The organism is Streptomyces sp. NPDC005576 (assembly GCF_042871745.1).
Taxonomy (GTDB): domain Bacteria; phylum Actinomycetota; class Actinomycetes; order Streptomycetales; family Streptomycetaceae; genus Streptomyces.
In genome coordinates this window covers 59,115-80,947 of sequence record NZ_JBIAJC010000015.1, presented here as the reverse complement: position 1 = coordinate 80,947, position 21,833 = coordinate 59,115, and the positions used below count along the sequence as shown (strand labels likewise).

The following is a 21,833-nucleotide window of genomic DNA, read 5'->3' as shown; positions in this document are numbered from 1 at the left end:
TGGATGAACGACGCCGGCCGCGCCCGGCAGAAGAGGCGGGCCTACGCGGGGTCGTCGGGCACCCTGAGCTGCAGTGCGGGGAAGCGGGGGGCCGTGAAACCCAGGTCCTGGTAGAGCGCCTGGCCGCGCGAGGTGGCGTTGAGGTTGACGACCCGTACCGGCGTCTCCGTGCCGAACCAGGTAAGCAGCGCCTCGAGACAGGCCCGCGCGTGGCCGCGGCGCCGGGCGCGGGGGTCGGTGCTGACGTTCTGGACATGGCCGTGCAACCCCGTGGGGTTGGTGGGGCCGGGGGCGTGGTGGTCGCAGGAGCCGACGGCACTGCTGACAACCCCGAGCAGCGGATCCTCGACGACGAAGGCGGCGAACTCGTCCTCGTCGGCGAGCCGACGGGCGAACCAATGCGTGGCGGTCTCGCGCCAAGCCGCGTCGGCCGGGCCCACGGGCATCCCCATGTCCTGGAGCATCAGCGCACGAAGGACGACCAGGGCTGCGGCGTCGCCGGGGCCCGCGCGTCGCACGACGGAGGAGGCGGGTGTGTCAGTGCTCATGCCGTTATTGTCGCCCGGGCGGTGGCGGGCCCGGGCGGCACCCCCGTCCACCGGACCCCCACCACGTACGACCTCACCGGCGCGCTGGGCCGGGTCACCCGGCACACCAAATACGCTGGTTCCGGACGGGCTTGGGCGGGCAGCGTCGTCGGCCACACCCCTGACGACCGCCGTGCCGGCGTAGGGCACAGCGCGGCGGCGCACGACGGTACGCTCACCGTGGGCAGCGCACCAGGCGGCCTGAGCACTTGGAAGTGGAACTCTCATGCGGATCGTGATTGCCGAAGATGACGCGTTGCTGCGTGAGGGTCTGGCGCTCCTTCTGCGAGCAGAGTCGCTCGACGTCGTCGCCACTGCCGACACGCCCGAAGGCGTACTGGCAGCCATCGACGAGCACCGACCCGACATCGCCATCCTCGACGTACGGATGCCGCCCACTCACACGGACGAAGGCATCCAAGCCGCCGTCGAAGCCCGGCGCCGCCATCCCGGGTTGGCGGTGCTCGTCCTGTCCGCGTACGTGGAGCAGACCTTCGCCACCGAACTCCTCACCGGCGGAGTCACAGGGCTGGGTTACCTGTTGAAGGAACGGGTCGGACGCGTGGAGGAGTTCCTCGATGCCCTGCACCGTGTTGTGGCCGGCGGCACCGCCATCGACCCCGAGGTCGTCGCTCAGTTGTTCAGCCGGTATCCGCAGGACGCCCGCCTGAAAAGGCTCAGCCCCCGCGAACGCAGCGTACTTGGCCTGATGGCCGAGGGACTTGGCAACGGTGCCATCGCTCGGCAGCTCGTCGTCACGGAGGGAGCAGTGCACAAACACATTCGCAGCATCTTCGCCAAACTCGACCTGTCACCGACCGATCATGTCGATCGGCGGGTGGCAGCCGTCCTGCGCTACCTGGAGGAGGGCCGCCGCCCTCACTGAGCGGCGCAGTCGCGGCGCAGTCCGGCCGACCAGGGCATCAACCTGGTTCTACGCGGTGCTGGTTCGTGAAAGATCCGTGCCCACGGTCGGTAGTCGCTCCCGGGACGTCCACTCGCCTCTGCGGGGGTGCTTCCGGACGCTCCCGCAGTGACCGGGTTCCCCTCCATCGACGTACGGTGCAGCACTAGGGTATGCAGTCATGGACTTCCGAGCGACCACCGACCCCGCTACCTTCCCTGCCCCGCTGCGCGAGCAGTTCGAGACGTTCCTCGATGAGCACCGGGCCGCCCTCCACGCCAGTCTGGACGGGCTGACCGAGGAGCAGGCCCGGCGGTCGCTGGTGGCGTCGAAGACCACGCTGCTGGGGCTCGTCAAGCACGTCACGTTCGTGGAAAAGGTCTGGTTCGACGAGGCGATCACCTGCCGACCGCGTGCCGAGATCGGTATTCCGGACACGCCTGACGAGTCCTTCGACCTGGACCACGGCGATACCGTCGCCTCGGTGCAGCTCGCCTACAGGGAAGCCTGCGAGGCGTCGCGGAAGGCCTCCGCGGAGCTGTCGCTGGACGATGTCGTACGGGGAAACCGGCGCGGCCCGCTGCCGATGCGCTGGATCTTCCTCCACATGCTGCGCGAACTGGCCCAGCACTGCGGCCACGCGGACATCCTGCGCGAGCAGATCCAAACCGTCTAAGGGCTGTCCCGCAATGCGTGGTGGATCAGTGCGCGGCGTCGGATGCGGTGCATCGCAAGGCGGAGGGGCGTCCGCATATGGATGTATGGGGACGTTCCGACAACGCGGCGAGGTGCCGTAGCTGTCGTCGCGCACCCGCCAGGAACTGCGGAACGGCCCTTAGGCGCAGGCGGACCGGCAGAGGACGTGGCCGGTGTGCGGTGGGCGGAGTACACCACCGCCGAGGGACCCAAACTGCTCCGCAACGGCGTGACACAGGAGCAGTTGGCCGAGGCTCCTGAATGGCGGCGCGGCCCGGCGCTTTGACGAGGTCGTCCGTGGCCGAGTTGTTGACCGAGCACGATCCGCAGGCCGTGCGCGCACTGCTCAACGGGGGCGCCCTCGGTTACTGCTCCGGCCGTGGATCGTGATCCTTACGGCCTCGGACCGTCCGGAACGCAGGCTGACCGCTTCTCGTGCGTGCCGGGCTCCCCGTGCCGCTGTCCCAGGCTCCCCGTGCCCGCTCTCAGCCCGTCGCGGACGACCGCACGGGCGCGCTTCGCGGACTCCGGGTGGCTGTCCAGGTGTTCCAGCATGCGGCGGGTGCCCACCAGGAACGCCGTCAACTCCGGCACCTCCAGGTCACGCCGCACCACACCGGCCCGCTGGGCGCCGTCGAGGAGCGTGGTGAGCACCTCACGCATCGTGCGCCCGGCCTCGGAGGTTGCGGCACGGACATCGACTCCCGCGTCCGCGAGCGCCGAGGCGAAGGCGTTCTTGGCGGGAGACTGATCCAGTACCAGGTCGAAGAACGCGAAAAGAGCCTGCGCCGGCCCGGTCTCGGCCCTCAGGCGTAGCCCTTCCTCGGTCAGCCGTTCCAATCGCCGGACGAGTACCGCTTCCCACAGGAGCTGCGCGCCCGGGACGGCCTGATCACCGAGACCCGCGACTACCACGACCACCTCACCTTCGTGGCGGCGGACGGACGCGCGAGCCAGTTGCTTGCCGCGCTCGACCGGCAAGGGTGACTGATGCGTGGCGGCAGGTCGGGCTGGTCCACGCGCGAGGCACGACAATCGTGACCCGCTCCCGCCGCGCGCGACCGAGCGCGCGCGGCGGGAGCGGTGTCAGGCGAGTTTGTGGCGCGCGCCGCCCTCGACGTGGATGGTCTCGCCGGAGACGAACCCGGCGTCCAGGAGCCACATCACCGCGTCGACGATGTCGTCACTCTCCCCGTGCCGTCCCGCCAGGGTCCCCGCGGCGCTCTTGCTCAGCAGGGCGCTCTTCCCGTCACCCAGGCGGTCCCAGGCGCCCGAGTCGATGAGGCCGGGCGAGACGGCGTTGACGCGTACCGGGGCCAGATCCGCCGCCAGGTGGCGCACGGCGTAGTCGACCGCACCGTTGGTGACCCCCTTGACGAGCGACCCGGGTCCGGGGCGCCATCCGACCACACCGGAGAACAGCACCATCGACCCGGTCGGGCGCAGTACCGGCGCGAAGTGCTTGGCCACCAGCATCGGACCGATCACCTTCGCCGTGAACGCGGCCAGCAGCTTCTCGCGGTCCAGCTCGGCCGCGCGCACGTCGTGCGGCGCCGAACCTGTCGTCACGATGTGGTCGACGCCGTCCTTCAGCCGCTCCGCCGCGGCCGCGAGCGTCGATTCGTCCTGGAGGTCGCACCGCACCGCTGTGGCGCCGATCTCGTCGGCCAGCTTTTCGGCCGCGGCCAGGTCGCGGGCGCCGATCACCACGTCGAAACCGTCCTTGATCGCACGCCGCGCGATCGCCGCGCCGAGTGCCCGTGCACCGCCGATGACCAGGATCCGCTCCATGGAACACACTCCTTCTCGTAGGAACGGATCCGACGGTATAGATTCGATACCGGTATCTTCAACGCAACCGGAGGCGGCCATGGGCAAGGCGTACAACGTGATGGCGGCGACGTGTCCGAGCCGCACGGTGCTCCACCGGATCGGCGCACGCTGGACCGTGTTCGTCGTCAACGCCCTGGACGGCGGGCCGCGCCGTTTCACCGAACTCAAGGGGCACATCAGCGGCATCACGTCGAAGGCCCTGACCGAGACCCTGCGCTCCCTCGAGGCGGACGGCCTGATCAGTCGTCACCAGTACGACGAGAACCCGCCCCGCGTCGAGTACGCCCTGACACCGCTGGGCCACTCCCTGCTCGTGCCGCTGCGCGCGGTGCGGCGCTGGGCCGAGGAGCACGTCCCGGAGATCGAGCTGGCCCGGTCCCGCCGGTCGGGCGCCGATACGGGTGCCGGCTGAGAGGCGTTTCTCGTCGATGGGTTTGGGAGTCCGCGGAATTGACGACCGGAGCGGTGATCTCGTTTTCGAGGGCGAACCTCCTGAGCGGGACGTAGATCTTTTCGCGGCTCTCGCATGAGGCACGAGAGGGCGTGCGCGGAACATCAGGTTCCCCTCTGAATCTGCCGGAGAGTCTTGTGCGGGACTTCGGCCAACCGCAGGATCATGGATGCGAGAGGGGATCGGCCGCCCCCGGACGCAACGACTGTGGGGGGAATCGAGATGCGCACATCCAGAAGGGCGAGGTTCACTTCCGAGGGCACTGGCGAGGTGGGCCTTGCCGTCATCGGAAGCATCGAGGGCAAGCACGTCGGTTGCGGTCCCGAAGGTGGGAGGAGGACGCCGCACCGATCATCGCGAGGCACCGACGGCCAAGCCGCCTCAAGGACCTCGGGGGCAGCGCCGCCGACGAGTTACTCCTCCTACGCGCCGTGCGAGGGGTGAAGGAAGATGAGCCGTCGGCCCCTGCTGGGAATTGCGCTGTTGCCTGCGATCCTGCTGTCGGCGCTCATGGCGTGCACAGCCGGAACACCAGATTCAGCGGCAGGTGGTTTTGGGGCCCCGCGACCTGCAGAATCGACTCTGCCCGAGTCGGAGAATGCTGCCTCGCCTCCTGTGTCCATAGCGCCTGAGCTGGACAGCGATGAGAACCTCGTCGCCCAACAGGGTGAGACCCGGGGCGGAAGTTCGGTCGAGTTCGCCAAAGGGGAAAAGGGAGATGCCTTGACCGTCGCAGTGCGGTGCGAGGGCAAGGGGAAGGTTCTCGTCAAGGTGAAACCCGCAGGAGTGGAGTTCTCCCTCGAATGCCTCCTGGGCGAAGTCACCACCACTTATCACCAATTTGCGGTTCAGAGCGCCGAAGGCAAGGGGGTCGCTTCGGTCCAAGCTCCTTCATCGGTTCGGTGGTCCATGACCATCGGCCGTGGCGAGGCCGCCGGCACGGAGGCGGAGGACGCCGACCCGTTGGCGTGATCTCTTCCCCGGTCTCTCGCAACGACCCGCCGGGAGAGCCGGTGGCGCGTCGTGGCTGTGCACAGCCTGCGGTTCCGGGCCCCGCGCGCAGTGGACTCCGGCGTCGGTGGACGCCAGGAGGACGAAGTCGGGGAGTACGGCCGGGCCGCGTCCGGCTCCCCGGCCACCGCGCCTCCGCCTCCGCGCCCTCGCGTCCGCCGCCGCCCCCGGTCACGTACGCGTGGCCCGCCCGCACCGCGCGTCATGGGCGTCGTCGGCGCCCCGAGGCTCGGTGAGATCGTCCACGGGGACACTCCGGTCGTACGGGTCGGTAGCGGGGCCGGGTGCCTCGTCCGTGTCGGCGCGCTCGTCGGCGAACTCCGGCATGAGGTAGCCGCGGTGGGGGTCGCAGCCGCCGTTGGTGGTGAGTGCGGTGTACGAGACGAGGGAGAAGGTCCCCGCGTCGGTCCGCACCTTCGCCGGGTCGTCCCAGCTCATGACGGTCTCGCGGCGGACGATCGTACGGGCGACCTCCGTGCTTCCGGTGGCGGCGCGTACGAGCGGGTAGACGTACGTGATGTCCGCGGTCACTTCGAGGGCGCCGCGCTTCCCCTCCGCGAAGGTGACCCGCCCGCGCGTCTTCACCACGTCACCGGCGAGGCGTACGCGCGACGGCTCGAAGCGACTGAACAGCAACAGCGGGTCGTGGTCCTTGTCGGGCGACCGGAAAGAATTGGCCAAGTAGTCCTGCATGTCCGCCTGGTGGGGATTGATCTGGGCGATCGCGGCTTCCGGCCGTTCGCCGCGCAGGGTTGCCGGGTCGAGGCTGGCGGTGACGAGGAAATCCCGCGTCCTGGCCAGTGCGTCGGCGACCTGGGCCTTGGTCATCCAGCCGGTCGCCCTCGCGGCGGGCAGGTGGATTCCCGCAGCCCCGTCGCGCCATGTGGCGGCGGGCGACCCGCGGAACGGCTCGTCCGGTGTGGGGAGTTCAGCGTCGCCGTCGGAACCGGGCGGTGCGGTCGGCCGCGCGGTCTCCTCGGCGAGCGGGGCGGTCGCGACCGTCCCGCCGCCGTCGCCGGAGAAGTCGCCCGTGAACCAGCCGGCCACCCGGTTCGGGGCGACCGCCGCGACCACCAGGGCGACGACCAGCAGGGTTCCGACCGCGTACCAGACCGTGCGGCGGCGTCTGGGTGCCGGTTGGTACGCGCGCCAGGCATCGGGCCTCTCCGGCGCCTCGGTCAATCGACGGGTGACCATCCGCGCCCTCGCGGACGGCTCCTTGGGGGCGTTGCGCACCCCTGCCTCGGACTCCTGGAGGAAGCGTTCCCACTCCTCGTCCGGTATGGACGCCCCGTCACTCACGCCGCCCTCCCCCTTGCTCACGCCACTCTCCCCCTTCGCGCGCCCGGTCCACCCGGGGCCGCTCCGATGTCCGCGCATCATCACACGGGCCAGTGACACGAGTTGTCGGCGGCCGGGGGAGGATGCCGGGCATGGACACGCACTCGCACCTCACGCACATCGCCGCCCCCGAAGGAGTCGCTCCCGCCACGGGTTACACGCACGTCGTCACGGGCCCCGGGCAGTGGGTCGCGATCTCCGGGCAGGTCTCCCTGGATGAGAACGGCGAGGTCGTCGGGGCGGGCGACCCCGAGGCGCAGGCGCGACAGGTCTTCGAGAACCTGCGCCGTTGCCTCGCGGCGGCCGGGGCGACGTTCGCGGACGTGGTGAAGCTGACCTACTTCGTCACCGACGTCGCGTACCTGCCGGCGGTTCGCGCGGTCCGTGATCTGTACATCGACGTGGAGCGCCTCCCCGCCAGTTCGGCGGTACAGGTGGTCGCCCTGTACCGGCCCGAACTGGTCATGGAAGTCGAGGCGTTCGCGGTGGTGAAGCCGTAGGGGCAGAAGTCGCGGGGGCCGAAGCCCCACGCCCCACGTCCCACCCCCCACGCCCCACCCCCCCCACGCTCCACGCCCTCCCGCCCAGCCACCCGTCCGCTCAGGCGCGGGCGGGTGTGGTGGTGAGGTAGTCGGCCAGGGCGGCGAGGAGCAGGTCGACGTCCTCCTCGCTGCTGTACGGCGCCAGGCCGACGCGCAGGCCGCCCCCGTCGCCGAGGCCGAGGTGGCGGGAGGCCTCCAGGGCGTAGAAGGAGCCGGCGGGGGCGTCGACACCGCGTGCCGCCAGGTGGCGCGAGGCATCGGCCGCGGACCGGCCAGGGAAGGTGAGCAGCAGCGTCGGGGTGCGCAGGGCGGCGCGGGAGTGCACGGTGATGCCGTCGAGTGCGGCGAGCCCGGTCTCGACGCGTGCGCGCAGGGCGTCCTCGTGGGCCTCGATCACCTCGAAGGCGGCGATCAGACGTTCCCGCCGTCGGGTGGTGGCCGCAGGAGTCGTGGACGCGGGCGTGTCCGCGGCCGCGGGCGCCAGCGAGGCGAGGAAGTCCACGGCCGCACGGGCGGCGGCCAGGAACTCGTAGGGCAGGGTGCCCAGTTCGAACCGCTCCGGGACGGCGTCGGTCGACGGGAGGAGCTTGTCGGGGTGCAGGGTCTCCAGCAGCTCCGGGCGGCTCGCGAGTACGCCGAGGTGCGGGCCGAGGAATTTGTACGGGGAGCAGACGAGGAAGTCCGCGCCGAGGCCGGCGAGGTCGACCGAGGCGTGTGCCGCGAGGTGTACGGCGTCCACGTGCAGCAGGGCGCCCGCGCGGTGCACGAGGCCGGCGATGGCGGGCAGGTCGGGGCGGGTGCCGATGAGGTTGGACGCGCCGGTGACGGCGACCAGCCGCGTACGCTCGCTGAGCGCGTCAGCGATGTGGTGGAGCGTCAGGTCTCCGCTCGCCGGGTCGAACTCGGCCCAGCGGACCGTCGCCCCCGCCGCCTCGGCGGCCTGGATCCACGGGCGGATGTTGGAGTCGTGGTCGAGGCGGCTGACCACCACCTCGTCATCCGGGCCCCAGCCCTTGGCGAGGGTCCGCGCGAGGTCGTAGGTGAGCTGGGTGGAGCTGCGTCCGAAGACGATGCCGCGCGGGTCCGCCCCCAGCAGGTCCGCGAGGGCTGAGCGGGCGCCGGCGACGATGGCCTCGGCGTTGCGCTCGCCCTCGTTCTGGGTGCCCCGTACGGCGAGGGGGTGGGCCAGCGCGTCGACGATGGCGTCGATCACCGGCTGCGGGGTCTGCGTGCCGCCGGGGGCGTCGAAGCGCGCCGAGCCGGACTTCAGGGCGGGGATCTGCGCGCGGACCGCGTGGACGTCGTAGGACATGCGTGCTCCGGAGGGGTGGGCGGCGGGCCCGCAGGCCCGGAGGCGGCGTACGGGTGCTGCCCCGGACACCGATAGTGCCTGGTGGGGGTGGTGATCGCGAGGCCGGGGCGGGCCGGGGCGGTCGGAGTGCCCGGAGCGCCTGGCACGCCTGGGAGGATGACGGGCGCGCGGAGACGCAGGGAGCGGTCCGCGGAGAGGGCGACACCATGTGGAACGGAAACGACCCTGCGCATTCGTCGGCGAGCGGGGCCCCGGCCCCGGCGGTGGGCCCCGTGGTGGGCACCGCAGCACCCACACCCGCCGCGGCCGAGGTGCCCGGCGACGATCCCGGGCAGGCCGTCGTCCCGCCGGCCCCGGCGGGTGGCACGGTCGTGCTGCTCAATGGCACCTCCAGCTCGGGCAAGTCGAGCATCGCCCGGGAGCTCATGGCGACCCTCCAGGGCAGCTGGTTCCATCTGCCCGTGGACGCGTTCCACGCGATGCGCGGCGGGAGCGCCCTGCCGGAAGGAGGGCTCCAGGCCGAGATCGACCGGACGGTCAAGGGATTCCACCGTGCGGTGGCCGGGATGGCCGCGGCGGGGAACAACGTGGTGGTCGACTGCCCCCTCAGCCGGCGCTGGCGGCTGCTCGACCTGCTCGCGCTGCGAGGGCCTGTGTGGGGTTGGCTCGCGGCGTCGCGGGGCCGGGCACGTGCGCTCGCGGCGTTGCCGAAACGCCCTGGTAGCTCCGCTACCCGGGCGCTTCGGCGCCTTGCGATCGCACGCACCCGGCCCCGCTCCTTCTTCCGCGCGACAACCCCACACAGGCCCTGGTGCCGCAGGACACCGTGCTGGTGGCGGTCCGCTGTCCGCTGCCGGAACTCGAGCGCAGGGAGGCGGAGCGCGGGGACCGTACGCCGGGACTGGCGGCGCTGCAGTACCCGGTCGTCCACGCGCACGGTCCGCACGATCTCGACGTCGACACGGCGGAGCTTCGCCCCGGCGAGTGCGCCCGGCGCATCGCCGAGTTCCTGGTGGCCCGCCCGCGCCCCACGGCGTTCGAAGCGCTCCGGCGTACGTATCTGCCGGTGTCCGCCTGACCGTCCGCAGGTTGCTTGGCGCGCGGTGCCTTCACGCGCGCTCCGCGCGTCAGCCGGCCGCCAGCAGTCCGGGCAGGGCGCGCATGTCGTCGAAGACGACCGTGCCGGGGCCTTCGAGGCGGGCCGCCGGGGTGAGGCCGCCGCTGTAGCCGAAGGCCCGCATGCCGGCGGCACGGGCGGCGGCGACCCCGTAGGCGCTGTCCTCGATCACCGCGCACCGCGCCGGGTCCGCCCCCAGGGTCCTCGCCGCGTGCAGGAAGAGGTCGGGGGCGGGCTTGCCCCGGGCCACGTCGGAGGCGCTGAAGACACGGTCCTCGAAGTGGTGGCTCAGGGCGGTCGTGGTCAGGCTGCGGCGGATGGAGCGGTGGGAACCGTTGGAGGCGAGGCAGTACGGGGTGGTGAGCGCGGCCAGCACCTCGGGGATGCCGTCCACGGGGGTCAGTTCGGCGAGCGCCGCGTGGTACAGGTGGGTGTAGGGCTCGTCCCAGTCGTCGGCCAGCGGCCTGCCGATGCGCTCCTCCACCGCGGCCCGCAGCACCTCCGTGGAGGAGCCCACGAACCGCTCGATGATCTCGGCCTCGGTGAACGGCGCGCCCACCTCCGCCATGACGACCGCGTCCACCGTGACGTAGATGCGCTCGCTGTCCACCAGGACACCGTCGCAGTCGAAGATCACCAGGTCGAAGGGGTCGGCGCGGTTCGCGGTCATGGCGGCAGCCTAAATCGGAAGGACCTGCGGCGGTAGCGCGCGCAGGTCACCGGGGCGCCGCGTGCTCAGTGCCTCCCCGCGATCCGGTCCGCCACCCGGGCCAGCGGGTCGGAGTCGGCGCGCGAGGACGCGGTCTCCCGGCGGTCGGCGGCCCGGTACGCCGCGTACATGCCGTGGACGCCTAGCCAGCGCAGCGGTTCCGGTTCCCAGCGGCGCACCCGGTGGTTCACCCACGGCAGCGCGGTCAGCTCGGTGGGGCCCGCCTGCCCGGAGTCCTGCTGGATCAGGTCGCGCAGGGTGCGGGCCGCGAGGTTGGAGGTGGCGACGCCCGAGCCGACGTACCCGCCGGCCCAGCCGAGGCCGGTGGAGCGGTCCAGGGTGACCGTGGCGCACCAGTCGCGCGGGACGCCGAGCACCCCCGACCAGGCGTGGTCGACGGCGGTCCCGGCCGTGGCGGGGAAGAGGCGGACGAGGAGCCGGCGCAGTGCCTCGACCGTCGCGGGGGCGGTGCGCCCGTCGTCGTCGGTCTTCGAGCCGAAGCGGTACGGGACGCCGCGCCCGCCGAGGGCGATCCGGTCGTCGGCGGTGCGCTGGGCGTACAGGTAGGCGTGCGCCATGTCGCCGAGGGTCTCGCGGCCCTCCCAGCCGAGGGTGGACCAGAGGTCGGCCGGCAGCCGTTCGGTGACGATCATCGAGGAGTTCATCGGGAGCCAGGTCCGCCGGTGGCCCTTGACGCTCGCGGTGAACCCCTCGGTGCAGCGCAGGACGTACGGGGCGCGGACCGTGCCGTACGGGGTGACGGCGTGCTTGGGGCGGATTTCGGTGACCGGGGTCGACTCGTGGACGGTGACGCCGAGCGCCTCGACGGCCGCCGCGAGCCCGTTGACCAGCTTCGCCGGGTGGAGGCGGGCGCCGTGCGGGGTCCAGGTGGAGCCCACCGCGCCGGTGACCCTGATCCGTTCGGCGGTCTCGCGGGCGCCGCGCAGCACCCGGTCCCGCTCGCCGAACGCGATCTCCACGGAGTGGTAGTCCTTGAGCCGGGCGAGCTGCGCCGGGGTGTACGCGACTTCGAGGACGCCGCCCCGGTGGATGTCGGCGTCGATCTTCTCCTCGGCGGCGACCCGGACGACCTCCCCGACCGTGTCGTTCATGGCCCGTTGGAGCCGTACGGCGGCCTCGTGGCCGTGCAGTCTCGCGTAGCGGTCGCGGCCGGCGATGCCGTTGTAGAGCCAGCCGCCGTTGCGGCCGGAGGCGCCGTACCCGCAGAACTTCGCCTCCAGCACGGTGATGTTGAGAAAGGGGATGGCCTTCTTCAGGTAGTACGCCGTCCAGAGCCCGGTGTAACCCCCGCCGACGATGCACACGTCGGCGTGGGTGTCGCCGGGCAGGGGCTCGCGCGGGGCGGGAATGCCCGCCTGGGCGAACCAGAACGATATGCCGCCGTCGGTGGTGTCCCGGCGGGACCCGGCGGTTCTGTCGCTGCTCATGCTGCCTCTGCCGTCAGGTGCGTGGGGGACAGCACTCACGGGAAGTGCCGCTCGATGCGGGGAGATTACTGGGCCGGGGCCCGCCCCGTCTCGCGGGGGCGGCGTCCGCCCGGCGGATGGGCCGGACGCCGTGCCGGGTCGCGTGGTCCGCGGACCAGCGGGTAGCAGGCCAGTCCGGCGAGGGCCGCCGTGAAGCGGCCGAGGTCGGTCACGTCGGGACCGGCGCCCAGCGGGACCCCGCAGAAGACGAGGACCGCGAAGGCGTACGCGTACCGCCAGACGCGCGGCAGCCGGTACGTGAGCACCGCCGCGACCCCTGCGAGCCCCTGATCGGTGGCGTACAGCAGGGAGTTGGCCGCGGAGTGGGGCGCGTGGCCGTGGCGTGCCGCCCAGAGCAGTACGGCCTCCGCGAGCAGCCCGGCGGGCACGTACGCGACGGCCACCACGGCGCACCACCGCAGGGTCCCCAGCCAGTGCTCGGCGGGCGCGTGGAGGACGGTGAAGAGCACCGCGCAGAGCACCCAGTGCCCGCCCTCGGGAAGCCACAGCAGACCGGCGAGGACGATGCGGAACGGGCGGTCCCCGAGGGCGTGCAGATCGGTGGGCGCGGGCAGCCGGACGAACTCCTCGGCCGCCGGAAGCAGCGGACCCAGCAGGTGGGCGGTGACGAGGAGGACCGTCAACCAGACGTACGTGCCCGGGGCTCGGGCCGTCCAGCCGCCGATCGCGGAGGCGACGGATGCTGCGGGGCGGTTTCGCTCCATGGTCCCGATTGACGCACGGTCCTACGATCGGGGGCGTGATCGACATCCCCGAAGAGCTGATCGCCACCCAGACCATGTTCCACGGGGCGGCCGGACGGGCGTTCACCGACGCCCTGCCGGAGCTGGCCGCCCGCTACCTGCGGGAGTGGGGGCTGCGCGTCGACGGCCCGCCGATGTACGGGATGTGCGCGCTGGTCCTCCCGGTCGTCCGGTCCCCCGGGGACGCGGACGGGCCGCACTGCGGGCTCACGGAAAACCTCCCGCACGGTCTCCCGGCCGCCCTCAAACTCCAGTTGCTGGACGAGGAGTCGGCGGGCGAGGCGCTCGCGCTGCGGGCGTGGGGCGAGGCGGGAGCCGGGACGGTCGCGCTGCTCGGCCACGACCCGGAGACCGGAGCGATGCTGCTGGAGCGCCTGGACGAGAGCCGCCCGCTCTCGGCGCTCCCCGACAGCCGGGAGGCGGTGGGCGTCCTCGGGGAGGTACTGGCCCGGCTGGTGGCGGTTCCCGCGCCGCAGGGGCTGCGCACGCTCGCGGACATGGTGGCGCGGATGCTGGCGGAGGCGCCGCGCGTCCTGCCCACGCTCGCCGACGACCGGGAGCGGCGGCTGGTCGCGGACTGCGCGGCGGCCCTGCGCGAGGTGGCCGGCGCACCGGGCGACCGGCTGCTCCACTGGGACCTGCACTACGACAACGTCCTGGCCGGCCGGCCGGGCACGGACCGCGCGCACGAGTGGGTCGCCCTCGATCCGAAGCCGCTGGCGGGCGATCCCGGGTTCGAGCTCTTCCCGGCCCTCGACAACCGCTTCGAGCCCGAGGAGATCCTCTGGCGCTTCGACGCCCTGAGCGAGGCACTGGGCCCCGGATACGACCGGGAGCGGGCCCGTGCGTGGACGCTGGGCCGGATTGTGCAGAACGTGCTGTGGCACAGCAGGTCGGGCGCGCACATCCTCGCCCCGGACCACGCGGAGATCGCCCGGCGGCTCCTCGGCCGGTGACGGCCGGTCACCACACTGCGACTCGACTGCCTCCCGCGTCGGTCACCCGTCGGCCCGTCCGTCGCACCCGCGAACTCGCCCCGGAGTGCGCACCGTTATGGACACCGCCCGAGACGTCGTGTTCTCCTGCATGCCGAGTGGTTGATGTGCAACGTGAGAAAAGTGGTCGGCGCGCGGCAGGACGAGCCGTGGTCCGGTGTCCACAGGAACGGAGTTGGGTGTGAAAGCCGCATCGAAGAGCCGTGGCAGAAGTCCACGTGTGCGCCGGAGAGTGGGTGCCGTCGCCGCCCTGGCCGTGGCCGCGTCAACAACCCTGACCGGCGCGGGAACCGCAACCGCCGGTGGTGGTCATGGCGTTCGGATACCGGCCGTCATCTCCGGGGACGCCCGCTTCGAGATCCTCTCGCCGACCCTCGTCCGTACCGAGTACGCGGGCGACGGGAAGTTCACCGACGAGCCGACCTTCAACGCGATCGGGCGGGACGGATTCACGCCGACCGCCTACACCGCACGGACGGAGAACGGCTGGCTGACCGTTCGGACGAGCGCCATGACCCTGCGCTACCGGGTCGGCTCCGGCGCCTTCGACGCCAAGAACTTCTCCGTCCGGCTCGACGCGGGCCAGGAGCCGGTGACCGCCGCCCCCTGGCAGCGGCTCGTCTGCACGCTCGGCGCGCTCTGCGAGGCGGAGGACCTCCGCCTCGAAGGTCTCGGCACGGCGTCCGACCACCGCGACCACACCGGGGCCGCCTTCGCCGCGGGCTTCGAGGCGACCGGCAGCTCCGTCTCCACTGACATCGATGTCACGACCAGCGGTACCTACCGCTTCGCCCTGCGTTACGCCAACGCCCAGGGCGGCGACGGCAAGACGGAGACCCGCACCCTCTCGCTCTCGGTGGACGGCGGCGCACCGCAGAAGGTGGAGCTGCCGGCCACCGCGAACTGGGACACCTGGGCCAGGGCCGCCGCGCAGGTGAAGCTCACCGAGGGGCCGCACACAGTGGCGCTGACCCGGACCACCTCGGACTCCGGTTCGGTGAACCTCGACAGCGTCGCCCTGCTCCCGGCCGACGACGACTCGTACCCCTCCGCGGCCACCACGGCCATCAAGGACTGCCTCTACGGCACGAGTTGCGAGGCCGAGTCGGCCCGGCTCGGCGGCTCCGCCACCGGCGCCCTGGACCACCAGGGGTACGCGGGCAACGGCTTCGTCGCCGAACTCAACCAGGGATCGAGCCTGGCCACCCACCTGGTGGGCGTCCCCGCCGACGGCGTCTACACGCTGCGGGTGCGGTACGCCAACGGCCAGGGCGGCGACGGGCTCCACCGCACGCGCACCGCCTCCGTGGTGAGCACCGGCTCGGCGGCGGGATCGACCGCGTCGACCGCGACCCTGGAACTGCCCGCGACCAAGGACTGGGACGACTGGCAGACCGCCACCGTCCCCGTCACCCTCGAGGCGGGCACCAACGACATCACCCTCGGCTGCCCGGACGGCGCGAGCTGCCACATCAACGCGGACACTCTCTCCGTGACCTCCCCGGAGTCGCCCGCGCCGCAGCCGCACCTCGCGCTCGGCGGCTACCGCCGGGGCCTGGACGGCGTGAACGGCGACAGGGGGACCCCCGTCACCACGCCGGGCCTGCTCAGCCAGGACGGCTGGTACCTCCTGGACGACTCTCCGTCCGCCCTCTACGACCTGAAGTCGAAGAAGGTCCGGCCCCGCCCCGGGCACGGCGGCTCCCCCTACCAGGACGGTTACGTCTTCGGGTACGGCCACGCCTACAAGCAGGGCCTCACGGACCTCGCCACCCTGACCGGGCCGCCCGCCCTGCTGCCCACCTGGGCCTACGGGGTCTGGTACTCCGAGTACATCGACCGGACGGCCGCCGACTACCAGGACACGATCCTGCCCGCGTTCCGTGCGGAGGGCGTACCGCTCGACGTCCTGGTGACCGACACCGACTTCAAGGCCCGTGACACCTGGCGGGGTTGGGAGATCGATCCGGCGAAGTTCCCCGACCCGAAGGGCTTCTTCGACTGGTCCGAGGCGCAGGGGCTGCACAACACGCTCAACACGCACCCGAGCATCCAGGGTTCCGACCCGCAGTTCGCGCAGGCCCAGGCGACCGCCAAGGGCAAGCTGGTCAAGGGCGGTTGCGGCAGTGACTGCTATGTCTTCGACTTCGGTGACGCGGACCAGCTCCAGGCGTACATGGACCTGCACCGGACCATGGACCATCAGGGCGTCGACTTCTGGTGGCTCGACTGGTGCTGCGACTCCTCGCAGTCCTCGCTGGCCGGGGTGACCCCGGACGCGTGGATCAACCAGAGGTACGCCGACGACTCCGACCCGGCCGTCGGCCGCGGCTTCGTCCTCTCCCGCGCCTACGGCTCGCTCCAGGCCGGCGGGTACAGCGGCCAGCAGGCCCTGCCGACCGGTCCCTGGGCGGACAAGCGCACCACCGTCCACTTCACCGGTGACACCCACTCCACCTGGGGCACGCTCCGCTTCGAGGTCGGCTACACCCCGGGTGAGTCGGCGGCGACCGGGATGGCGTCCATCACCCACGACATCGGCGGTCACGTCGACACCACGGGGCTGACCGGTTCGGAGCCGGGCACCAACAAGCTCCCCGACGACCTGTACGCCCGCTGGGTCCAGTTCGGCACCTTCCAGCCCGTCGACCGGCTGCACAGCAACCACAGCGACCGGCTGCCCTGGCAGTACGGCCCGGCGGCCCGCACGTCGGCCGACGCCTTCCTCAACCTCCGCGAGAACCTGGTGCCTTACACCTACACCCTCGCCGAGGAAGCGAACCGTACCGGCGTACCGATCGTCCGCCCGACCTACCTGGAGTACCCGGAGGAGTCGGCGGCCTACGCGGCGGCCGGCAGCGAGTACTTCTACGGCTCCGACGTCCTGGTCGCCCCGGTGACCACCCCCGGTGAGAGCGCCGCCACCGCGGTGTGGTTCCCGCCGGGCAGCCAGTGGACCGACTACTTCACCGGAAAGACCTACCAGGGCGGCACCACGCAGGTCGTCACCACCACCCTCGACACGATGCCCGTCTTCCTCAAGTCCGGCGGCGTCATGCCCACCCGCACCGCGAACGTCACCGACAACGACCGCAACCCGCTCACCGACGTCACCCTCTCCATCGCCTCCGGTGCCTCCGGCTCGTACACGCTGTACGAGGACGACGGCACCACGGCGGCGGAGAAGGGCCGGAGCGCGACGACAGCCGTCTCCTACCGGGAGAAGGGCTCGGTCAGGACCGTGTCGATCGCCGGCGCCAAGGGCTCCTACCAGGGCCAGGTCAAGAACCGCGACTGGACCCTCTCCCTCCTCGGCACCACCCACGCCCCCACCGAGGTCACCGTCCACGGAAAGCGCCTCTCCCGCGACGCGTACCGCTGGGACAGCACCACCAACACCCTCACCGTCACCCTCCCCGGCCGCTCCGTGCACGCGCCGGTCACGGTGACCGTGCGGTAACGCCCGGCGGCGGCCGAATCCATCGGCGGCCCCGCGCGCACCGGGTGACGAACGCTCCGGCGTTCCGTCGCCGCGGTACGGGCGGGGCCGCCGCGGTCCGCCGCCCCGGCGGGACCCTGCCCGCCCCTCGGCCGACCGGGCAGCCACCCCACCACCCCGGCCCCGTCCACGCCGTGCCGTCTACGCTGCCCCCATGATTCGTACCGCCACCCCGGCCGACGTCCCCGCCATCCACGCCATGGTCCGTGAGCTGGCCGATTACGAGAAGGCGCTCGACGAGGCGCAGGCCACCGAGGAGCAGTTGCACGAGGCTCTCTTCGGCGAACGGCCCGCCGCCTACGCCCACATCGCCGTCTCCGACGAGGACGGCGAGACGGTCGGCTTCGCGCTGTGGTTCCTCAACTTCTCCACCTGGCGCGGTGTGCACGGCATCTACCTCGAAGACCTCTACGTGCGCCCCGAGCGCCGGGGCGGCGGCCACGGCAAGGCCCTGCTGACCGAGCTCGCCCGGACCTGCGTGGACCGGGGTTACGGCCGCCTGGAGTGGTCGGTGCTCAACTGGAACACCCCGTCCATCGGCTTCTACGAGTCCCTGGGCGCCCGCCCGCAGGACGAGTGGACCGTCTACCGGCTGACGGACGAGGCGCTGGGCCGGCTGGGCGGAGCGCCCGCATAGCGGGTCGGCCGGGTGGGGCGCGGGGCCGTCGGTCGCATACGCCACGATGGGCCCATGGCAGCGAGCGCGGGCAGGAACAGCAGCAGGGGCACCACCGGGAAGAACACCACCGGCAGGCGCAAGGAGATCGCGGCGGCGCGGCGGCCGGAGGTACGGCTGCCGCCGCTCACCCCGTACGAGGACGCCGAGCTGGAGGCGGACGGCGACTACGACGGCTTGCGGTTCTCCTCCGTGGACCTCGCCGACCAGTCGGGGCGCGGCGCCCGGTTCATGGACTGCGCGCTGGACGGCTGCGCGCTGGACCGTACGGAGCTGGTGCGCGCCCGGTTCCTCGATTCGGTGCTGACCGGCGTGCGGGGTGTGGCCACCGAGCTGGCCGAGGCATCGCTGCGCGACGTGGAGATCGTGGACGCGCGCCTCGGCGGGGTGCAGATGCACGGGGCGGTACTGGAACGCGTGCTGGTGCGCGGCGGGAAGATCGACTACCTGAACCTGCGCGGGGCCAAGCTCACCGACGTCGTCTTCGAGGGGTGCGTGCTCGCCGAGCCGGACTTCGCGGACGCCCGCCTCGTGCGGGTGGAGTTCCGCGACTGCGTGCTGCGGCGGGCCGACTTCAGCAACGCCACCCTGGACTCGGTGGATCTGCGGCCGGCCGCCGAGCTGGACATCGCCCGCGGTGTGGAACGGCTCGCGGGAGCGGTCATCAGCCCGGTGCAGCTGATGGAGCTGGCCCCGGCGTTCGCGGCGCAGATCGGGGTCCGGGTGGAGCCGTGAGCCCGGCGCGCCTGACGCTCAGACGTAACGCTCGGACGTAAGGCTCATACGCGACGCTCAGACGCGCGGGAAGCGCGCCTGGAGGTCCCAGATCACCGGGTTGTCGGCGAGGCCGTCGTGCATGTCGGAGAGGTCGGCGATCAGGTCCTGGAGGAAGTCGCGGGCCTCACGGCGCAGCAGGGAGTGGCTGAAGGTGAGCGGCGGTTCGTCGGCGTGCATCCAGTCGGCCTCGACGTCCACCCAGCCGAACCGGCGCGTGAAGAGCATGCGGTCGCTGGACTCGGTGAAGTCCAGCTCGGCGTACTGCTCCTTGTGCGAACGGTTGCCGCGCGGGTCCGTGTCGACCTGCTCGACGATGTCGCAGAGCGCCCACGCGAAGTCGAGCACCGGCACCCATCCCCAGGCTGTGGACACCTCGCGGTCCGCCTTGGTGTCCGCGAGGTAGACGTCCCCGGAGAACAGGTCGTGCCGCAGCGCGTGGACGTCCGCGCGGCGGTAGTCGGTCTGCGGGGGGTCGGGGAAGCGACGCGAGAGGGAGTAGCCGATGTCGAGCACGGTTCGATGGTGTCATGCCGGGAGCGGGCGGCGGGACGGCCGGGGGACCGGACCGGAGTGACCTGCGGCACCGGGCGGATGCCGGGCCGTCTGCCCTCGATCAGGGCAGCAGGCGTTGCTCGTTGGCCCTGGCGACCGCTCCGGCGCGGGTCTCGACGCCCAGCTTGTCGTAGATGCGCCCCAGGTGGGTCTTGACCGTCGCCTCGCTGATGAAGAGAGCGCGGGCGATGTCCCGGTTGCCCAGCCCTCGGGCGAGCTGCCCGAGGATGTCCCGCTCCCGGTCGGTGAGCGCGGGGGGAGGGGTACGCAGCCGGGCCATCACCCGGTCCGCGACGGGCGGCGAGAGCGTGGTGCGGCCCTGGGCGGCGGCCCGGATCGCGGCGAAGAGTTCCTCGGGGCGCTCCGCCTTCAGCAGATACCCGGTGGCTCCGGCCCCGATCGCCCGCGTGATGTCGGCGTCGGTGTCGTACGTCGTGAGGACGAGCACATGGGGCCCCGTGCCGCGCTCCGCCGTGCGCTCGCGCCCCGCTGCGCCGCCGTTCTCGCCGGGTCCGTTCCCTCCGGATCCGCTTCCGCCCCTGCCCGGTCCGGTGGTGATCCGGCGGGTGGCTTCGACGCCGTCGATGCCGGGCCCGAGCTGGAGGTCCATGAGGACGACGTCCGGGGTCAGCCGGGCGGCCAGTACCACGGCCTCCTCGCCGCTGCCGGCCTCGGCCACGACGTCCAGGTCCGGTTCGCTGCCGAGGAGGGCGAGCAGTCCGGCGCGTACGACGGCGTGATCGTCGCAGACCAGGACGCGTACGGCACGAGGGGGTGTACGGGCGGTCGTACGGGCGCTCATGCGGTTTCCTCCGGGGTGACGGTCTCGTCGCGGGTGGTCCCCGCGGTGGCAGGGAGGGAGTCCGCGCCCGGCAGCGGGATCTCCGCCGACAGGACGGTTCCCTCGCCGGGGGCCGACTCGATGGTGAGCCGTCCGCCGAGCTGCCGCACCCGGGCGCGTATCGCGGGCAGCCCGTGGCCCCGGCCGGTCGCGGTACCGCGTGGCTCGCCGCCTGCCGCCGCCGTGTCCGGGGCGAAGCCACGGCCGCCGTCCGCGACGTCGAGGACCACCCGGTCGTCCAGGTGGGTCAGGGTGAGCGCGGCGGTGGCGGCGCCGGCGTGCTCGGAGACGTTCGCCAGAGCGCCCTGGGCGATGCGCAGCAGCGCCGACTCCACCCGGTCCGGCAGCGGTCTCCGTGCCGTGCCTTCCACGTGGCAGCGCACGGTGGGCCCGTCGGTCGCGGTGGCCCGTGCGGCGAGCGCGCGGAGGGCCGCCTCCAGTCCCTCGCCCTCGGCAAGGTCGGCGGGTGCGAGGTCGTGGACGAAGCGCCGCGCCTCGGCGAGGTTGCGGGCCGCGATGCCGGCCGCCGTACGGACATGGGTGCGGGCGGTGCCCGGCTCGGTGTCCCAGGTGCGCTCGGCGGCCTGGAGCAGCATCTGCTGGCTGGACAGCCCCTGCGCGAGGGTGTCGTGGATTTCCATGGAGAGCCGTTGGCGCTCGGCGAGGGTGCCCTCGCGGCGCTCGGTCGCGGCCAGTTCGCGCCGCGTCCGGACCAGGTCGTCGATGAGTTCGCGCTGCCGTACGGCGAGTTCCTGCTGGCGGTCGGCCTGGCGGCGCACATGGACGAGGACGGCGGTGGCCACGGCCGCGACGGCGGGCGGTGCCAGCACGAGGTTCGGGTCGAAGCCGGTCGCCAGCCGCAGTTGTGCGGCCACCACGAACGCGGTGAGCAGGGTGACCAGGACGAGCGCGGCGCGGGGCGGGAGCAGCCGCAATCCGGTGGAGAAGAGCGGTACGGCGCACCACGCGAAACTCGGCGCGAGGACGACCAGCACCATCCAGACGGCGACGAGCCCCGCGAGCCAGGCGAACCGGCGTGGGGTGGGCCGCGATCCGAGCACCGGACCCAGGGCGTAGACGACGGCGAGGGTCGCGGAGAGCCCGACGACCCACGGGGTACGGGCCTCCCCGGGGTGGCGCATCAGGAACCGGGCGAGCGAGGCGCCCAGCAGCAGGAAGAACGCGGCGTGCAGCAGCAGCGCCAGCCACCGGGCGTCGGGGTCGGGGGTACGCACCACGGACGACCCGGAGCCGGACGGACCCGCCACGGGCTTCCCGGCCGAACCGTCGTCCGCCGGTCCGTGGCGCGTCGGCCGTCCGTCGTGTGCCGGACCGTCGTGCGCCGGCCGTCCGTCGTGTGCCCGATCGTCGTGCGCCGACCCTCCGTCGTGTGCCCGACCGCCGTCGTGTGCCGGACCGCCGTCCTGCGCCGGTCCGTCCGGGGCCGGTCCGGTTCTCCGCCGCACCTCGTACCTGCCTCGCGCTCGCCGCCGTCGGGCTCCCGGCCGTGTGGCGGGCTGCCGCCGCACAGGCCGTGAGCTGGGCGGATGCGCCCATGCCCTCCATGGTGACCCGGTCGGGGCACCCCCGCATCAACCGAACGGCCGACAGGCGAGTCCGCCGGACCGCAGCCGACCGCGAGCCGGTACGACGACCGTACGGGCCGGATTCCGACGGGAGCATCGATACCGGAGCGCCACCGCCGACCGGCCGGGCGCCGCAACGAACCCGGAGGAACC

Annotated in this window: 21 protein-coding genes and 1 pseudogene; 11 read left to right on the top strand and 11 right to left on the bottom strand. The window is 72.4% G+C overall.

From position 1 onward, the window contains the following. Positions 1–41: 41 nt before the first annotated feature. On the bottom strand, positions 42–548 hold the full coding sequence (locus ACFYPN_RS25825) for a GNAT family N-acetyltransferase (RefSeq protein WP_358759468.1): 507 nt from the start codon (positions 546–548) through the stop codon (positions 42–44). A gap of 265 nt (positions 549–813) precedes the next feature. Here ACFYPN_RS25825 and ACFYPN_RS25820 point away from each other — a divergent pair, with 265 nt between their 5' ends. Next, positions 814–1,473, top strand: a complete 660-nt coding sequence (locus ACFYPN_RS25820; protein ID WP_358759466.1) for a response regulator transcription factor — start codon at positions 814–816, stop codon at positions 1,471–1,473. A gap of 199 nt (positions 1,474–1,672) precedes the next feature. Further along, a complete protein-coding gene (locus tag ACFYPN_RS25815; protein ID WP_358759464.1) occupies positions 1,673–2,167 on the top strand; it encodes a DinB family protein in 495 nt (164 codons plus the stop codon). 413 nt (positions 2,168–2,580) lie between these two features. On the opposite strand, the gene ACFYPN_RS25810 is transcribed toward ACFYPN_RS25815, so the two are convergent. Both ACFYPN_RS25810 and ACFYPN_RS25805 read right to left on the bottom strand, forming a co-directional pair. After that, the gene (locus ACFYPN_RS25810) at positions 2,581–3,168 is read right to left on the bottom strand and encodes a hypothetical protein (protein WP_389301360.1); all 588 of its coding nucleotides are present in this window, start codon (positions 3,166–3,168) and stop codon (positions 2,581–2,583) included. A 105-nt stretch (positions 3,169–3,273) separates the two neighbouring features. Beyond that, positions 3,274–3,978, bottom strand: coding sequence for an SDR family oxidoreductase (locus ACFYPN_RS25805; RefSeq protein ID WP_358759462.1), 705 nt, complete (start codon positions 3,976–3,978; stop codon positions 3,274–3,276). A gap of 79 nt (positions 3,979–4,057) precedes the next feature. Here ACFYPN_RS25805 and ACFYPN_RS25800 point away from each other — a divergent pair, with 79 nt between their 5' ends. Beyond that, positions 4,058–4,432: a helix-turn-helix domain-containing protein gene (locus tag ACFYPN_RS25800; protein ID WP_358759460.1), complete on the top strand. Its 375-nt coding sequence runs from the start codon at positions 4,058–4,060 to the stop codon at positions 4,430–4,432. 762 nt (positions 4,433–5,194) lie between these two features. After that, positions 5,195–5,443 (top strand): hypothetical protein, encoded by a 249-nt coding sequence (locus tag ACFYPN_RS25795; RefSeq protein WP_358759458.1) that lies wholly within the window; start codon positions 5,195–5,197, stop codon positions 5,441–5,443. A gap of 210 nt (positions 5,444–5,653) precedes the next feature. On the opposite strand, the gene ACFYPN_RS25790 is transcribed toward ACFYPN_RS25795, so the two are convergent. Then, positions 5,654–6,805, bottom strand: coding sequence for a hypothetical protein (locus ACFYPN_RS25790; RefSeq protein ID WP_358759456.1), 1,152 nt, complete (start codon positions 6,803–6,805; stop codon positions 5,654–5,656). A 110-nt stretch (positions 6,806–6,915) separates the two neighbouring features. On the opposite strand from ACFYPN_RS25790, the gene ACFYPN_RS25785 reads away from it, so the two are divergent. Then, positions 6,916–7,323 (top strand): RidA family protein, encoded by a 408-nt coding sequence (locus tag ACFYPN_RS25785; protein WP_389301356.1) that lies wholly within the window; start codon positions 6,916–6,918, stop codon positions 7,321–7,323. Positions 7,324–7,423: 100 nt separating this feature from the next. Here ACFYPN_RS25785 and ACFYPN_RS25780 read toward each other — a convergent pair whose 3' ends face one another. After that, positions 7,424–8,677, bottom strand: a complete 1,254-nt coding sequence (locus tag ACFYPN_RS25780; protein WP_358759452.1) for a cysteine desulfurase-like protein — start codon at positions 8,675–8,677, stop codon at positions 7,424–7,426. A 206-nt stretch (positions 8,678–8,883) separates the two neighbouring features. Between ACFYPN_RS25780 and ACFYPN_RS25775 the strand changes: the two are divergent. Together ACFYPN_RS25775 and ACFYPN_RS25770 are read left to right on the top strand one after the other, a co-directional pair. After that, positions 8,884–9,306, top strand: a pseudogene (locus tag ACFYPN_RS25775) (AAA family ATPase); the annotation flags it as partial. 182 nt (positions 9,307–9,488) lie between these two features. Beyond that, a complete protein-coding gene (locus ACFYPN_RS25770) occupies positions 9,489–9,755 on the top strand; it encodes a hypothetical protein (protein WP_358759450.1) in 267 nt (88 codons plus the stop codon). A 49-nt stretch (positions 9,756–9,804) separates the two neighbouring features. On the opposite strand, the gene ACFYPN_RS25765 is transcribed toward ACFYPN_RS25770, so the two are convergent. From ACFYPN_RS25765 to ACFYPN_RS25755, 3 genes are all read right to left on the bottom strand, one after another. Then, entirely contained in the window at positions 9,805–10,464 is a 660-nt protein-coding gene (locus ACFYPN_RS25765; RefSeq protein WP_358759448.1) for an HAD-IA family hydrolase, read from the bottom strand. A gap of 65 nt (positions 10,465–10,529) precedes the next feature. After that, positions 10,530–11,951 (bottom strand): FAD-dependent oxidoreductase, encoded by a 1,422-nt coding sequence (locus ACFYPN_RS25760; protein ID WP_358759446.1) that lies wholly within the window; start codon positions 11,949–11,951, stop codon positions 10,530–10,532. A gap of 65 nt (positions 11,952–12,016) precedes the next feature. Then, positions 12,017–12,715: a rhomboid-like protein gene (locus ACFYPN_RS25755; RefSeq protein ID WP_358759444.1), complete on the bottom strand. Its 699-nt coding sequence runs from the start codon at positions 12,713–12,715 to the stop codon at positions 12,017–12,019. Between the two features lie 35 nt (positions 12,716–12,750). Between ACFYPN_RS25755 and ACFYPN_RS25750 the strand changes: the two genes are divergently transcribed. The 4 genes from ACFYPN_RS25750 to ACFYPN_RS25735 all read left to right on the top strand — a co-directional run bounded on the left by ACFYPN_RS25750 (position 12,751) and on the right by ACFYPN_RS25735 (position 18,659). Then, positions 12,751–13,710 carry an aminoglycoside phosphotransferase family protein gene (locus ACFYPN_RS25750; protein WP_389301351.1) on the top strand — a complete coding sequence of 320 codons (960 nt, stop codon included), beginning with the start codon at positions 12,751–12,753 and terminating at the stop codon, positions 13,708–13,710. 259 nt (positions 13,711–13,969) lie between these two features. After that, positions 13,970–17,209, top strand: a complete 3,240-nt coding sequence (locus tag ACFYPN_RS25745; protein WP_389301348.1) for a TIM-barrel domain-containing protein — start codon at positions 13,970–13,972, stop codon at positions 17,207–17,209. 193 nt (positions 17,210–17,402) lie between these two features. Beyond that, positions 17,403–17,885 carry a GNAT family N-acetyltransferase gene (locus tag ACFYPN_RS25740; RefSeq protein ID WP_358759439.1) on the top strand — a complete coding sequence of 161 codons (483 nt, stop codon included), beginning with the start codon at positions 17,403–17,405 and terminating at the stop codon, positions 17,883–17,885. A 126-nt stretch (positions 17,886–18,011) separates the two neighbouring features. After that, positions 18,012–18,659, top strand: coding sequence for a pentapeptide repeat-containing protein (locus ACFYPN_RS25735; protein WP_358759528.1), 648 nt, complete (start codon positions 18,012–18,014; stop codon positions 18,657–18,659). Positions 18,660–18,716: 57 nt separating this feature from the next. On the opposite strand, the gene ACFYPN_RS25730 is transcribed toward ACFYPN_RS25735, so the two are convergent. The 3 genes from ACFYPN_RS25730 to ACFYPN_RS25720 all read right to left on the bottom strand — a co-directional run bounded on the left by ACFYPN_RS25730 (position 18,717) and on the right by ACFYPN_RS25720 (position 21,362). Then, positions 18,717–19,214 (bottom strand): hypothetical protein, encoded by a 498-nt coding sequence (locus ACFYPN_RS25730; protein ID WP_389301345.1) that lies wholly within the window; start codon positions 19,212–19,214, stop codon positions 18,717–18,719. Between the two features lie 100 nt (positions 19,215–19,314). Beyond that, positions 19,315–20,055 carry a response regulator gene (locus tag ACFYPN_RS25725; protein WP_389301342.1) on the bottom strand — a complete coding sequence of 247 codons (741 nt, stop codon included), beginning with the start codon at positions 20,053–20,055 and terminating at the stop codon, positions 19,315–19,317. Beyond that, positions 20,052–21,362, bottom strand: coding sequence for a sensor histidine kinase (locus ACFYPN_RS25720; protein ID WP_389301338.1), 1,311 nt, complete (start codon positions 21,360–21,362; stop codon positions 20,052–20,054). The genes ACFYPN_RS25725 and ACFYPN_RS25720 overlap by 4 nt, the downstream gene beginning before the upstream one ends. Between the last annotated feature and the right edge of the window lie 471 nt (positions 21,363–21,833).